Origin of the sequence: Vibrio xiamenensis (genome assembly GCF_900100015.1) — a bacterium.
In the GTDB taxonomy this organism is placed as follows: domain Bacteria; phylum Pseudomonadota; class Gammaproteobacteria; order Enterobacterales; family Vibrionaceae; genus Vibrio; species Vibrio xiamenensis.
The window spans coordinates 48,510-61,828 of sequence record NZ_FNDD01000008.1; the positions used below are offsets into that span (position 1 = coordinate 48,510).

Annotated in this window: 13 protein-coding genes; 6 read left to right on the top strand and 7 right to left on the bottom strand. The window is 47.0% G+C overall.

The window, feature by feature from the left end; all coding sequences use genetic code 11:
• The first annotated feature begins 219 nt into the window (after positions 1 to 219).
• From BLS03_RS08425 to BLS03_RS08435, 3 genes are all read left to right on the top strand, one after another.
• Positions 220 to 1,500, top strand: a complete 1,281-nt coding sequence (locus BLS03_RS08425) for a DUF945 family protein (RefSeq protein WP_245696631.1) — start codon at positions 220 to 222, stop codon at positions 1,498 to 1,500.
• Positions 1,501 to 1,627: 127 nt separating this feature from the next.
• The gene (gene serC / locus BLS03_RS08430) at positions 1,628 to 2,722 is read left to right on the top strand and encodes a 3-phosphoserine/phosphohydroxythreonine transaminase (RefSeq protein ID WP_093272192.1); all 1,095 of its coding nucleotides are present in this window, start codon (positions 1,628 to 1,630) and stop codon (positions 2,720 to 2,722) included.
• 239 nt (positions 2,723 to 2,961) lie between these two features.
• Positions 2,962 to 3,993 (top strand): ABC transporter substrate-binding protein, encoded by a 1,032-nt coding sequence (locus BLS03_RS08435; protein ID WP_093272195.1) that lies wholly within the window; start codon positions 2,962 to 2,964, stop codon positions 3,991 to 3,993.
• Between the two features lie 55 nt (positions 3,994 to 4,048).
• Here the strand turns inward: BLS03_RS08435 and BLS03_RS08440 are convergent, their stop codons facing one another.
• Positions 4,049 to 6,322, bottom strand: a complete 2,274-nt coding sequence (locus BLS03_RS08440; protein ID WP_093272198.1) for a YgiQ family radical SAM protein — start codon at positions 6,320 to 6,322, stop codon at positions 4,049 to 4,051.
• 207 nt (positions 6,323 to 6,529) lie between these two features.
• Between BLS03_RS08440 and BLS03_RS08445 the strand changes: the two genes are divergently transcribed.
• Positions 6,530 to 7,210 (top strand): hypothetical protein, encoded by a 681-nt coding sequence (locus tag BLS03_RS08445; protein ID WP_093272200.1) that lies wholly within the window; start codon positions 6,530 to 6,532, stop codon positions 7,208 to 7,210.
• A gap of 71 nt (positions 7,211 to 7,281) precedes the next feature.
• Positions 7,282 to 7,476 (top strand): DUF4250 domain-containing protein, encoded by a 195-nt coding sequence (locus BLS03_RS08450; RefSeq protein ID WP_093272203.1) that lies wholly within the window; start codon positions 7,282 to 7,284, stop codon positions 7,474 to 7,476.
• 17 nt (positions 7,477 to 7,493) lie between these two features.
• On the opposite strand, the gene metR is transcribed toward BLS03_RS08450, so the two are convergent.
• On the bottom strand, positions 7,494 to 8,405 hold the full coding sequence (gene metR / locus BLS03_RS08455) for an HTH-type transcriptional regulator MetR (protein ID WP_093272205.1): 912 nt from the start codon (positions 8,403 to 8,405) through the stop codon (positions 7,494 to 7,496).
• A 273-nt stretch (positions 8,406 to 8,678) separates the two neighbouring features.
• On the opposite strand from metR, the gene metE reads away from it, so the two are divergent.
• On the top strand, positions 8,679 to 10,958 hold the full coding sequence (gene metE, locus BLS03_RS08460; RefSeq protein WP_093272208.1) for a 5-methyltetrahydropteroyltriglutamate--homocysteine S-methyltransferase: 2,280 nt from the start codon (positions 8,679 to 8,681) through the stop codon (positions 10,956 to 10,958).
• A gap of 77 nt (positions 10,959 to 11,035) precedes the next feature.
• On the opposite strand, the gene BLS03_RS08465 is transcribed toward metE, so the two are convergent.
• From BLS03_RS08465 to BLS03_RS08485, 5 genes are all read right to left on the bottom strand, one after another.
• Complete coding sequence (locus BLS03_RS08465) at positions 11,036 to 11,437, bottom strand: GspS/AspS pilotin family protein (RefSeq protein ID WP_093272210.1); 402 nt, start codon at positions 11,435 to 11,437, stop codon at positions 11,036 to 11,038.
• Position 11,438: 1 nt separating this feature from the next.
• Positions 11,439 to 11,735 (bottom strand): YciI family protein, encoded by a 297-nt coding sequence (locus tag BLS03_RS08470; protein WP_093272213.1) that lies wholly within the window; start codon positions 11,733 to 11,735, stop codon positions 11,439 to 11,441.
• A 95-nt stretch (positions 11,736 to 11,830) separates the two neighbouring features.
• Positions 11,831 to 12,232 carry an acyl-CoA thioester hydrolase YciA gene (gene yciA / locus BLS03_RS08475; RefSeq protein WP_093272216.1) on the bottom strand — a complete coding sequence of 134 codons (402 nt, stop codon included), beginning with the start codon at positions 12,230 to 12,232 and terminating at the stop codon, positions 11,831 to 11,833.
• A gap of 88 nt (positions 12,233 to 12,320) precedes the next feature.
• Entirely contained in the window at positions 12,321 to 12,881 is a 561-nt protein-coding gene (locus BLS03_RS08480; protein ID WP_093272218.1) for a septation protein A, read from the bottom strand.
• A gap of 95 nt (positions 12,882 to 12,976) precedes the next feature.
• A complete protein-coding gene (locus BLS03_RS08485; protein ID WP_425445105.1) occupies positions 12,977 to 13,183 on the bottom strand; it encodes a hypothetical protein in 207 nt (68 codons plus the stop codon).
• Positions 13,184 to 13,319 lie beyond the last annotated feature (136 nt).

The window sequence follows — 13,319 nt, forward strand, 5'->3', positions numbered from 1 at the left end:
ACACAGCTCATCTCTTTGACGCGCTTTTTAAGCCTTGGTTTCAAACCCCTGCGCGCCGCTGTGCGTAAATGGGGGTGAGTAATGACTCTGATAAACCCAACGAACAGGTATGAAGTTCTGCTCGGCCTGTCGAGCTAAACAATCGTAGCATTTTGATTGCGATTATATCGTGCAAATGCCTGATTAAACCGATGCTTTTTTCGTGTAGACTGAGAAAAAATGACAGAAAGTAAGATTCACATGCAGCAATTAAAAAAATGGGGCGCCATCGGTGGTGCAGTTTCTTTGGTACTATGTTGGCCACTGGCGGTAGGCAGTATTGGTCAAAATGTGATTAGCGATGGCATTGCGCATCTAAATAATCATGCGCTTAAAGCTGAGGTGGTTGATTACGACCGCGGCTATTTATCTTCTCATGTGAAAACTCGATATCAAGTCATTGACCCTAAGTTTGCTGAGCAGCTAACCAAAGATGGGTTACCGACGGAATTTTATGTCATAAGCGACGTGTCACATGGTTTGATGAGTTTAACGGCGCATTCGGTATTTGAAGACAGTCAACGTTTGCCAATTGAGCTAGATACCACCACACAGCTTAATGGCAACACGGATTTCAATATCCAACTTGATAATTGGCACTATGTTGATAAAAACCAGCAAAAAGCCATGGTGTCGCTCACACCAGCGTCGTTATCAGGCTCATTGACTGTGCTCGGCGAGCTAAATTACGTTTTAGATATGCCTTCGGTGGAGCTCGACTTTGCATCTGGCGATAAATTGAAAGTCAATGGCATCAAGGCTAACGGACAGGGCAAGCGTACTCAGTCGTTTTGGATTGGCGAGCAGCAGTTATCGATTGCCGATGCTTCAATTGTCGATAGCAAACAAAACACCACCTTTGCGATGCAGGACGCCAGTTATCACTTTACGTCCAACCAAGACCCGACCAGTGAGCGTGTGTCCGGTCAGCATATCGTTGAATTAGATAATCTAAAAACTAACCAAGGTGAAGTGAGCCGTTTTAATATGGACATTTCGTTTGGCGACCTCGATAGCCAAGCGTTTAGCCGTTTACTCGACGTTTATCAAAACAACCCTAAGCTGTCCGATGCCCAAATTCAGACTGCGGTGAAAAGCATTGAGACTCTGTTTGCGAAAGGATTTTATGTGTCGATGAATCAGCTCAGCGCCAAAGTAGGAGAGGGCGATTTCCGATCGTCGTTTGATTTAAAAGTACCGCAAGGCACCACGAACGTGGCGAAAAACCCTATGTCTGTTTTGCCGGCATTGACGGGTAAATTGGACAGCTATGTTTCTGAGGCGCTGCTAAAGGAATTTCCTAACGTCAAACAGGTGGTCGACGAAGCGATCGTGATGGAAATTGCCGATCAAACCAAACAGGGATATCGTATTCAGGCCCAACTTGAAAATAGCAATCTTGTATTCAAGAACGGGCAAAAAATCCCGTTAATGGCGCTAATCGTGCCGATGATGCTTTAGCGCTAAATATTGCGTTATCCAGGTCATGAATAAAAAGAGGTCGAAAGACCTCTTTTGTTGCTTTTTATCCTGCTTAAAAAGTGTTATTAATCTCACTAGTTTGTTAACAGCAGGAGCAAGGAAACTCATGGCGTCTTCTACAGGCAATGTCTATAACTTTAGCGCGGGTCCCGCAGCACTTCCAAAACCAGTAATGGAAAAAGCACAAGCCGAGTTCATCGATTGGAACGGCCTTGGCACTTCAGTTATGGAAATTAGCCACCGCAGTAAAGCGTTTATTCAGGTTGCACAGCAAGCTGAGCAAGACTTACGCGATTTACTCAATATTCCCGATAACTATAAAGTGTTGTTTTGCCAAGGTGGCGCTCGAGCTCAATTCTCCGCAGTTCCATTGAACCTGCTAGGCGGTCAATCGGTTGCAACATACGTAGACGCCGGCTACTGGGCAGAAAGCGCGATTGAAGAAGCGAACAAATATTGTCAAGTTGATGTGTTTGATGCCAAAACAACCATCGACGGCAAAGTTGCTATCAAACCAGCCTCTGAGTGGAACATTGCTCCAGATGCCGCGTATGTCCACTTCTGTCCAAATGAAACCATTGATGGCGTTGAAATTTTTGACTTACCACAAACCGACAAGCCGATTGTAGCGGACATGTCGTCTAACATTTTGTCACGCCAAATTGATGTGTCTAAGTTCGGTGTTATTTACGCGGGCGCTCAAAAAAATATCGGTCCTGCGGGTATCTGTATCGCCATTGTGCGCGATGATCTCCTCGACCTTGCAAGCGATGTACTACCTAGCTTCATCAACTATAAAATCCTGGCTGACAAAGATTCGATGTACAACACACCGCCGACTTACGCGTGGTACTTGTCAGGTTTGGTTTTCCAATGGCTTAAACAGCAAGGTGGTGTGGCTGCGATAGAGAAAATCAACCAAGAGAAAGCGTCGATTCTTTACGATTACATTGACGCTTCGCCGTTTTACAAAAATGACATTCACCCAGCGAACCGCTCACGCATGAACATTCCTTTCCAACTGATCAAACCTGAGTTGGATGCGACCTTTTTGGAATTAGCGGAGCAGCGTGGTTTGGTGGCACTGAAAGGTCATCGCGTAGTTGGCGGTATGCGCGCTTCTATCTACAACGCGATGCCAATTGAAGGGGTTAAAGCCTTGGTTGCCTTTATGCAAGAGTTCGAAGCGCAACACGCTTAATACGACTAAAATCGTAACGAAAAACCGAGCCCAATACGGCTCGGTTTTTTTATGTGCAAAAATGATAACGCTATGATCTCTAATGGAGTTGTGAGCAGATTTCACGAGATTGAAACCAGCGACAACGGATATAAATATTTTTCTTAACGACAAATATTATTTTCTTTATTTCAACATTAAACTGCCCAATGATTGGCATCCATTTGGCGTGGTGCCAATGATTAAGGAATCCGAAATTAATGAAAAATGTCGTCAAAGGACTTTTGCTTTCAACGCTGGTTGCGTCAGGTTACGCACACGCACAAAACAAAGAGCTGAACGTTTATGCTTGGGGTGGTTATTTACCAGAAGCGTCGCTGCGCCAATTTGAGCAGCAAGAAGGCGTGACCATTAACTACTCGACCTTTGAAAACAACGAATCAATGTACACCAAATTAAAACTGCTCAATGGTGGTGGCTACGATGTGGTGTTTGCGTCGGCGTATTTTATTGAAAAAATGGCCCGTGAAGGTTTGCTTGCGCAGCTTGATCACAGCCAAATTCCAAACATGAAAGATACCATGCCGGCACTGCTTGGCCAGGCGCATGACCCGAAAAACGCGTACTCGCTACCGTATATCTGGGGTGTAACGGGCATGAGTTACAACGCTAATGTGGTTGAGCCTCTTAGCAGTTGGTCAGATTTATGGAATGAAGAGTATGCCAATCAAGTGATGTTGATTGACGACATTCGCGACGTTTTTGGCATGGCGCTAAAAATGAACGGTTACAGCATTAACAGCAAAAACGAACAAGAGATCAAAACAGCCTATGAGTCCTTGGTGGCGCTACAACCAAATGTACTGCTTTACAATTCCGATGCACCGCATGTTCCATATGTTTCTGGAGAAGCAACGGTTGGCATGCAATGGAACGGCAACGCATTCCAAGGACAAGCCGAAATGCCAGAGCTAAAATTTGTGATGCCAAAAGAGGGCGCGGTACTGTGGATGGACAACTTTACCATTCCTTCTGGTAGCGACAACAAAGCCTTAGCTCACAAGTTTATTAACTTTATGTATCAGCCTGAAAACCAAGCGGAAATCGTGAAAAGTTTAGGTTATGCTTCGGCGACGACTACCGGCCGAGCGTTGCTACCTGAAGCACTGAGAAACAACAAAACCATCTTCCCAGCGGATGAAGACATGGCGAAAGGTGAGTTCATTAATGATGTTGGACCACAAGCTTTGGCCATTTACGAAAAATACTGGCAAAAGCTAAGAAACCAGTAATTTTTGCGAAACTGAAAGCTAAAAAAATCCGAGTACTGAGTACTCGGATTTTTTATTAGCGCTGTCTTGATGGCTGTGACACTTTATTACGTCCCGGTTTGCCTTTTTGCTGCCCTCGACCTGGGCCATTGGAGGCGGCAGAACCCCCTCGACCACCTTGATTGGCATTTTGGCCTCGGCCTTTACCACTTGGCGCTTTGCCGCCAGATAACGGCTCAAACCCTGGTTGACTCTTGGTGTGTTTGGTCGCAAAGCGATTCGCACCATGACGACCGGATTTACGGCGCTGAGCAGGTGTTTTCGCGTCGATGTCTTCAGCGGGTACTAAACAGCTGTCTTTGTCACCAATCAAATGTTTTTTACCCATGTTGATCAATGCTTCGCGGATCAGCGGCCAGTTATTTGGATCGTGATAACGCAGCAGCGCTTTGTGCAGGCGACGTTGGCGCTCACCTTTGGCAACCGTGACTTCTTCACGCTTTTTGTATTTCACACGCTTGAGCGGGTTGGTCTCGGAGTAATACATCGCGGTAGCGTTACACATTGGCGATGGATAGAAGTTTTGTACTTGGTCGCACTCAAAATTATTCTTTTTCAGCCACAGTGCCAGGTTGAGCATATCTTCATCTTCAGTACCCGGGTGCGCGGAAATAAAGTAGGGAATCAAATACTGCTTTTTACCCGCTTCTTGGCTGAATTTTTCAAACATCTCTTTAAAGCGATCGTATGCGCCCATGCCTGGTTTCATCATCAAATCCAGCGGGTTTTTCTCAGTATGTTCTGGGGCGATCTTCAAGTAGCCGCCAACGTGGTGGGTCACCAATTCTTTGACGTACTCAGGAGACTCAATCGCCAAGTCATAACGAACACCAGAGGCGATCATTACTTTCTTAATGCCATCCACTTTACGCGCGGCGCGATACAGGTCGATGGTGTGTTTATGGTCAGTGTTGAGTTTGCTACAGATCCCTGGGAACACACACGATGGGCGGCGGCAGTTTGCCTCCGCTTTTGGATCGCTACAGCCTAGACGGTACATATTGGCAGTTGGCCCGCCAAGGTCGGAAATTGTACCGGTAAAGCCTGGAACTTTATCGCGAATTTCTTCAAGCTCATTCAAGATAGACTCTTGCGAACGGTTTTGAATGATACGACCTTCGTGCTCGGTAATTGAGCAGAACGAACAACCACCAAAACAGCCGCGCATGATATTGACCGAAGTCTTAATCATGTCGTAAGCGGGAATTTTGGCCTTGCCGTACATTGGGTGAGGTACGCGAGCGTAAGGCAAGTCAAAGACGTAATCCATCTCTTCGGTAGCAAGCGGGATTGGCGCTTGGTTAACCCACAGTTCGCGATCGCCATGCTTTTGAATCAGCGCACGACCCGAATAAGGGTTGGTTTCCAAATGCATAATGCGGCTGGCATGAGCATAAAGAATGCGGTCGTTACGCAGTTTTTCAAAGCTTGGAATGCGTACTGCCGTGGTCGCTGCATCGTGGCGCGATGGACGAATCGTAATGGGCTGCGCAGCGCTGGTGTCGTCTTTTTTGGTTTCGCATTGCGTTTCTACTTCATAAGGGTTGGTCGGCACAAAGGCTTCCTTACGAGGTTTCTCAATACGTGATGAGTCAATGATTTTGTAATGCTCTGGCGCGGCAGGTAAATTCACTGCAGTACCGCGAATGTTGATCATTTCACTGATCGGCTCGCCATCTGCCAAGCGATGAGCGACTTCAACCAGAGCGCGCTCAGCGTTACCAAACAGCAAAATATCCGCTTTAGCATCAAACAGAACTGAGCGGCGCACTTTGTCTGACCAATAGTCGTAGTGCGCCAAACGACGCAGGCTCGCCTCGATACCGCCGAGTACAATCGGCACTTCTTTATAGGCTTCGCGGCAGCGCTGTGAATAAACCAGCGTGGCGCGGTCAGGGCGCTTTCCGCCTTCGTTGTTTGGCGTGTAGGCGTCATCGTGGCGCAGCTTTTTGTCTGAGGTATAGCGGTTGATCATCGAATCCATGTTGCCCGCAGTAATACCAAAAAACAGATTCGGTTTACCTAGGCTCATGAACGCGTCTTTGTTTTGCCACTCTGGTTGGGCCAAAATACCGACGCGAAATCCTTGCGCTTCCAATAATCGGCCAATAATAGCCATACCAAAACTTGGATGATCGACGTAAGCATCACCGGTTACGATAATAATGTCGCAGCTGTCCCAGCCCAGAGCGTCCATCTCTTTACGCGAGGTAGGAAGAAATGGCGCAGTGCCAAAGCAGGCTGCCCAGTATTGTTTGTGTTCGTGAATCGGTGTGATATCGCTGTGCATAAATTGACCTCTGATTTCGCGAGCGCGAATTATAGCCGCTTGCCCTAAGAGTATCTAGCGCTATATGTCCGTAAAGTTTAGAGGGAATAGGGGTAAAATGCGTCATTGAGTATGTATCGCATCCTGAAAACGAAATCGAGGCTGCGTATAGCGATATTTGCTGAGTCTGGTATTATCCGCAGCAATTATAGTGATGGATCGGATGTAATGATTCTACAAATTCTCTCTCTTTGTGCACCGATGCTACTGGGTGTGCAGCTGCTATTAACGCTGATTTTAGTGAAAGGCGATATCTGCCCGGGTCAACGCGGACGTATTCATAAAGTATTGCCGGTATTGGCAATTTTATGGCTTGCCGTCGCGCAATTGAAAATGCAAGCCATCATGGTGACGTTTGCGATTGGCTATTTTTACACCCAAGTACAGACTAAGAAAACCCGCGAGCGTGGGCCGCTTTGGATGATGTATTTGGCCAATGGTCTGGCGCTGGCTTATGTTGCGATTCAAATCGGCGAGCAGCCTGACTTGGCGTCGGCCGCGCATATGTTCTTGCAAATCGTGCTGTTTGGCGGCGTGTTAGCACACTTATTGTTGGTCGTTGCGCGCACAAGGCTGCAAGCCTTTCACCGTATTTTGCCGTTTGTTGGCGTGCTAGCGGCAATGTTTACCGCGCTAACGGTATTGGCCAAAGCGTATGGCTTACCTAAAGAAGTGCTAGACAGCGCAACGCACAATATTTTGTTTGGCTTATCTTTGATGATTTTTGCCATCGTGGTGTGGTGTTGGCATATTTTTACCGATAAACCCGTTAACCGAGTTCAGCTATTTATTGCCCTGGCGATGCTGTTAGCCTCAGGTGTGTTCCATCAAGGATTATTTGTTCTGTAAGCTTTGTCTCGGCAAAGTGACTCAAACCGCGCTACGCTTTATTCAGGCTTGAAGTGTAAAGGAGTGTGGTGATGGATTTGAGCAATGTAAGCCGTTTCGACAGCGTGATTTTACTCGGTATCGTCAACGAAAAGCTGCGTTTAGAATGTGACAGCTTTGACGAACTGGCCTCAATGTACGATATGGATGTCGACAATGTGATTGGTAAACTCAGTGGCCTTGGTTACCACTATGATCCGCTTACCAATCAGTTTAAAGCGCGTTAAAATTTCTCTGTTTGATATTAAGCCATCTTGATGCCGTCAAGGTGGCTTTTACTTTGTTGGCGCGCGGTGGCAAAAAATGCTTGTAGATAGCGCTTGTTTTTATCGCTGTTGCGCGTTGCAGCAAACAGACGGCGCCATAACCCTTTGCCCAGCGGAATGCTGGTAATCAATCCTTGGCGAGAAAATTCGCTGATCGCCCAATTGGGCAGTGCCGAAACACCGAGTCCTGCCGACACCATTTGCACCAACATTAACGTGTTATCCGCTTGTTTCCATTTTGCAGGTTCGATACCGGCTGGATGGAGAAAGTGCTTAACCACGTCAAGACGCTGTTTCTGTACTGGGTAGGAGAGCATGGTTTGATCGCGCAAGTCCTCCGGTTCAATGCAAGCGAGTTCGGCGAGCGGGTGGTTGGTTGCGGTGATAAGGCGCATTTCAAAATCAAATAACGGCTCATAATGCACTTCTGAGCGCGGCTGAATATCCGATGTGATCACTAAATCAAGCTCGCCATTCATCAGCGCCGGTAGGGGTTCAAAGCCAAAACCTGATGAAAAATCCAATGTCACGCTTGGCCAAGCAATTTGGTATTCCTTTAATGCTGGCATCAGCCATTGAAAGCATGAGTGACATTCAATGGCCATGTGCAATCGGCCATTAACATCTTCTTTTAAACTCGCCAGTTCGTTCTCCGCTTTGGCTAAACGTGGCAGCACGTCATTGGCCAAGTTCAACAGAATCTCACCTTCTGAGGTAAACCTCACAGGGCGTGTTTTGCGCAGGAACAGTTGCCCGCCGATGCGAGATTCCAGATCTTTGATTTGATGAGAAAGTGCGGATTGGGTGAGATGAAGCGCCGTTGCGGTGGCGGTAAGTGACCCTGTGTCGCGTAAAGAAGCTAATGTTTTCAGATGCTTCAATTCAATCATGAAATCCTCTCAATCTAATCATATCAACATGATGAATCTTAACTTACGCGCTTTCTTTTACGTTGTAAACGTCTAGACGTCTATTTAATTTATAAATTCTAAAATGAGTCCTCTTGATTGTGATGATGTTTGCTTATGATGAACAAGCAAACATGAATGTATCTAATAAACAGGTTGAATAATTGGACCTTGTTGCATGAGATGATTGCCAAGTAGTTTAGACGTCTAGATTGCTCAGTTGGCGAGCACTTATGATTAGCAAAGGATCTCTTTATGACTACTACAACGCATGTTTTGGGCTACCCACGTATCGGCAAACAGCGCGAGTTGAAATTCGCGTTAGAGAAATATTGGCGTAGCGAGATAGACCAAGACGCACTGCAAGCTGTTGGCAGCGCACTACGCGAAAACAGCTGGCAAACCCAAAGCGAGCTCAGTTTTGTCGCTGCTGGCGATTTTGCTTGGTATGACCATGTGCTGACGACTTCGTTATTACTTGGTCACGTGCCGAAACGTCATCGCCAAGGCGAGATTGACCTCGACACTCTGTTTCGCATCGGCCGCGGCAAGTCACAATGCAGCTGCGCAGGCTTTGCTGCCAGTGATATGACCAAATGGTTTAATACTAACTATCACTACATTGTGCCGGAGTTTAGCGCCGATGATGAGTTTTCACTGGCGTGGCCGCAGCTGTTTGAAGAAGTGAAACAAGCGCTGGATTTGGGCCACAAAGTTAAACCAGTGTTGCTTGGGCCGCTGAGTTATTTGTATTTGGGGAAAGAGGTCGAGCCTAGTTTTGAGCGTTTAAGTTTGTTGCCTAGACTGCTGCCGGTATACCAACAAATTCTCACCAAGTTACATCAGCTTGGCGTCACTTGGGTGCAGACTGATGAGCCGATTTTGGCGCTTGATTTGGACGCGCGCTGGCTAGATGCATTTAAACCTGCGTATCAGGCGATTGATTGTGGGTTAAAAATCTTGCTCACCACTTACTTCGATGCCATCGATAGTGTGTTTGAGCGCATTGTCGAGCTTAATGTCGACGGTATTCACATCGATTTGTCAGCGGCTGAACATCCGCTTCCGGCGCTGGTTAAAGCGCTTCCGGAACATTGGGTATTGTCAGCGGGAGTTGTTAATGGCCGTAATGTGTGGCGAGCCAACTTGAACGAAAAATTAGCTCAATTGGGCGACATCAAAGCGTTACTCGGTGAACGGCTATGGATTGCCAGTTCATGTTCGCTATTGCACAGCCCGGTGGATTTGGAACTTGAGCGCGATTTAACGCCTGAAACGCGTAGCTGGTTTGCGTTTGCTAAGCAGAAGGTGGCAGAAGTTGCGCTGCTAGGTCGAGCGTTGGATGGCGATGAAGCCGCGATACATGCGTGTCACCAATACAGTCAACCGATTATCGAGCGCGGAAGCGCCGAGCATGTCAACAAGCCCAATGTTCAGCAACGTGTTAACCGCATTAGCGCTGCAATGGCTGAGCGCAGCGCGCCTTACTCCGAGCGTGCCGCTCATCAAGCCGAAGTACTTAAGTTGCCGCTGCTGCCAACCACCACAATTGGCTCGTTTCCACAAACCGGAGAAATTCGTTTGCAGCGCAGTGCGTATCGCAGCGGTAAGCTCAGTCAGGCTGACTACCAGCAAGCGATTAAAGGTCATATTCAAGATGCCGTCGCGCGCCAAGAAGCGCTCGATCTCGATGTGCTGGTGCATGGCGAAGCCGAGCGTAACGACATGGTGGAATATTTCGCCGAGCATCTTGCCGGTTTTCAAACGACTCAGTTTGGTTGGGTGCAAAGTTATGGCTCGCGCTGCGTTAAGCCTGCGATTGTGGTCGCGGATATCGAACGTGAACAACCCATCACGGTGGAATGGAGCCGCTACGCCCAATCGTTAACCGCGAAGAAAATGAAGGGCATGTTGACCGGCCCAGTGACGATTTTATGTTGGACTTTTCCTCGCGAAGATATTTCTCGCCAGACCATTACCGAGCAGCTCGCATTAGCGCTGCGTGATGAAGTGGCGGACCTTCAGCAAGCTGGGATCGAGATTATCCAGATTGATGAACCGGCGATTCGCGAAGGTTTACCACTTAAAGTCAGTCAACATCAGGCCTACCTTGATTGGGCGGTGCGTGCGTTTAAGATTGCTGCAGGTAGCGCAGCGCCGCAAACTCAAATTCACACCCACATGTGTTATAGCGAGTTTAATGAGATCATCGAATCGGTAGCGGCTTTAGATGCGGACGTGATTACCATTGAGACTTCGCGCTCGAATATGGAACTTTTGCAAGCATTCGAGGAGTTTAACTATCCGAACGCGATTGGTCCGGGCGTGTATGACATTCATTCGCCAAATATTCCGCAAGTAGAATGGATTGAAGGCTTGGTTGAAAAAGCGGCGCGTAAAATTCCGCTTCAGCGGTTGTGGGTCAATCCGGATTGCGGATTAAAAACGCGCACTTGGCCGGAGACGGAAGCGGCACTAACCAACTTAGTGCTGGCGGCAAAATCGTTACGTCGTAAATATGCGCAGTCGGCTTAAGTGATAGGTTTGAGTGAATGACAATAAAAAGCCCCGCACAGCGGGGCTTTAACATCGAATAACGTTTGGAACGTTGTTTATTCGATTGAGCTACAGGTGTCGTTGGTGATCAGTTGGTCAACCATCAATTGGCCACGGCTATTGCGCATTTTGATGCGATAACCGACACCCACTTCTAAGTTATTCTTGATGTCTTTGTTTGAGCAGTAGGTGTTGATGCTAGTACGCAAAACGCTCTTAATTGGTTTCGCGTTTTTGGCATCATCGTTATACACCATCATGATCTCAATGATTGGGCCATGGGCATTGGCGCGCAGGATCGACAGTGGGCCGACATCCATTGGCAGTTCGGCAGACAACATATTGGCGCGGCTGCTGGCAATCATTTCTAACTGACGTTGTTGTTCGCTGCTTGAGGAACATCCACCGAGCATGGCAGCTAGCAGTGCAAATGCGCCTAAGCGATATAATCGTTTCATATTAAAATACTTTTTTATATGGCTTAACAATGACTTTGTGGTAAACGCCTGCGGCGACATAAGGGTCTGCGTCGGCCCATTGTTGTGCTTGTTGAAGAGACGGAAAGTCGGCAATCACGGTCGAACCGGTGAATCCGGCTTCACCTGGGTTGTCTGAGTCAATCGCTGGCAGTGGTCCAGCAGTCAAAAGACGGCCTTCATCTTGCAACTGTTGCAAGCGAGCTAAGTGTTTTTCTCGGACGCCCATGCGTTTTTCTAAAGAGTTTTCAACGTCTTGTGAAAAAATTACATACCACATTGTTCATTTCCTTGTGCGCTCGACACGTGAGCGAATTAACCGATAGCCGTTACTTTACCGAATATGCGGTGATTTTCACAGTCAATACTGAGAAATCAAGCGCTTGTCTTAATCGGGCGAGGACGTCCTTCACCATCGATCGCGACATAGTTGAACGTCGCTTCACAGACCTGAAAGCGTTCGCCAACGCCATCGGCTTTGACGGGTTTTACCCAAACTTCAAGGTTCATTTCCATCGATGTACGACCGATGCGAGTGCACTCACCGTAGCAACATACCACATCGCCGACTCGAACGGGTTTTTTAAAGGTGATACTTGAGACCGAGACGGTCACAATTCGACCAGATGAGATCTCTTTTGCCAATATGCCACCGGCTAAGTCGAGCTGTGACATGATCCAACCGCCAAAAATATCACCGTTGGCGTTGGTATCGGCAGGCATTGCCAGAGTGCGAAGAATCATTTGGCCCTTTGGGGTATTGTTTTCTGAGCTCATAAAATAGACATCCATTACATAATAAAACAGCGACCGATAGGCCGCTGAAAAATAATACCTTTTACAAAGCCTTAGCGGCTTTTAGTGGTTAATCCACTTTATTGTCTTTAGGTAGTGATTTTTTATCTTTAGGTAGATAACGATAAATGTACACGCCTGTTAGCAGAGTGAAAAGAAAAGTTGCTGCTAGCAGACCAAAGACTTTGAAGTTGACCCAAACATCTTGCGATAAATGGAAGGCAACGTAAATATTCAGCGCGGCGCATATGGAGAAAAAGCCAACCCAAGCCCAGGTAATACGGGTCCATACCGCGTCGGGTAATTCGATCTCTTTACCCAGCATACTTTTTATCGCGGATTTACCAATTAGGTGGCTAATAGCCAGAGCTGCCGCTAAAACGGCATAAACAATGGTGACTTTCCATTTAATGAAGTCGGCGTCATGCAAAATGAGCGTCATGCTGCCAAAGACCGCGACCATCACAAAAGTGATGAGCTGCATTTTCTCGACTTTTTTGTAAAGCAGGTAAAGAACCACGATTTGAAGGGCAGATGCGACAATCAAAGCGCCGGTGGCGACGTAGATGTCGTACATCTTGTAGAGGATAAAAAATACTATTAGTGGAATAAAATCAATAATTTGTTTCATTATTTGTTCGCTACTGGGTTACTGCGTTGGTCACAGTCTAACGAAACTTTCCGTTAGACTGAATAGCCAGTGACAGTTAGAAACAAATAAAGCCGTTATTTTGCGGTGCTGAATATCGGCAAATGGGCGATTTGGTTCTTGATGTCTTCCAAGTAACCTTCGTTCTTAAGCCCACAAAGGGTATGTTTCAATTCGTCGTCCGTCATGCTGAAACAACTGGATTTGCCAGTGATCATGTAGAGGTATTCGTGATAAGCCAATTCGGTGAATTGGCCCATACGGTCAACCAGTAAACTCTTCATGCCATGATGGATTAGGCGGTAATAGGTATGTCTATAAATATCCACAACCAATGTCCTCTTGATAGTGACGAGTCAGTTATTCGTCACGATTAGACTACTGGTGTTTTAAAAGCATATTCGATGCCAGATCATGAAG